Raw genomic sequence first — 1205 nt, 5'->3', positions numbered from 1 at the left:
GCGGCGCCCGCTCGACCAGAGGGCCGATTTCGGGCAACATTGCGACGGGGCGGTTGCGGGCGACCTCGAGCTGTTCGCTGACCTGCCGCAGGGCATCGCCCAAGGAACCGGTCACCTCGACGGAGACCTGCACCATCTGCAGCCCGGGGGCAAAAAGAGAGCAGAGCATCGGCCAGGTTTGGGTGAATTGCAGCGCGGCGTTGGCCTCATCGAAAAGAAGCCTCCCCCACCCGGCCGCTTGCACCAGGGGGGTGCAATGCCCTTTCAGACCAAGTTTGTCGAGGCAGTCATCCAGAAAGCTGGTGCAAAGCTTATCGACCAACTCGCTGCCGCCGACGATTTCGCGCAAGCGGTTGCTGGCAAAGATGTAGTTCTGGATTCCCTTGGCGGCAAAGGCCACCAACGTCTGACTCATAGGCTGCCCTCCTGTGAGCGGTTTATCCTTGATTGGTTAGGCCAGAGTTTCACGCACTGCATTCTTGAAGGCATTCACATCGGACCCAATGAGATAGGCATTATCTCCGGCCAGAGACTTCAAATCGGTTGGAGGGTTTTTCTTCCATGCCGGGTGAAACATGAGTACCTTGGCATGGCTGCCGAAAAAACGCTGTGTTTTTCGGATCCGTTTATGCAGATCGGCCCCCGCACCTTCACCGGCGTTACGCGCCTTGGCCTCAATCACAAGCGTCTTTGGACCTCGGACAAGAATGACGTCGGCTTCGTCCTGGCCTTGTTCATCCGTCTTCAAGTCGGTGCCGAACCAGACCAAAACCTTATCGGCCTGATCTTTCAAGGACTGCCAAGCCAAAAAAAGCCCATACTCTTCAAGCCAGCGGTTTTTATTGAAATAGCCGCTAACTTCACTGTACAGACGCCCTTTCCGGTGGAAAAAACCAGGCGGCAATGGTTTAGGCAAACAACTGATGTCTATATAGATATAGTTAGTCTCGTCATCCTTTTTGTTTTTCAGCTCGTCTTTATTCGGTCGTCTATAACGCTCTTGTGCCAGGGCAACAACCAGGGCAGAACCCAGATTTGCGCGCTCTCGATATTCTTTGGGGATTTGCGACAAGCGTCCGTGCCAGACAACCTTTCTTTTTTCCGCGCGGTGCCATGCCAGAATTTCCTGTGGCCGAATTTCAACCGGCTCATCATGCAACATTTCCCCTGTCATCAAGTCCCTGAGCCGATAACTCCCCTGGCCG

At 54.7% G+C, this 1205-nt stretch carries 2 protein-coding genes; both read right to left on the bottom strand.

Annotated elements, in window-relative coordinates:
* On the bottom strand, window positions 1-415 hold a 415-nt coding region (locus tag D6694_08150), incomplete at its 3' end, for a hypothetical protein (GenBank protein RMH42300.1).
* A 36-nt stretch (window positions 416-451) separates the two neighbouring features.
* Window positions 452-1205: hypothetical protein (locus tag D6694_08145; GenBank protein ID RMH42299.1), on the bottom strand; the 754-nt coding region annotated here is incomplete at its 5' end.

This window comes from Gammaproteobacteria bacterium (assembly GCA_003696665.1).
GTDB lineage: Bacteria > Pseudomonadota > Gammaproteobacteria > Enterobacterales.
This window is presented reverse-complemented; position numbering and strand designations above follow the sequence as displayed.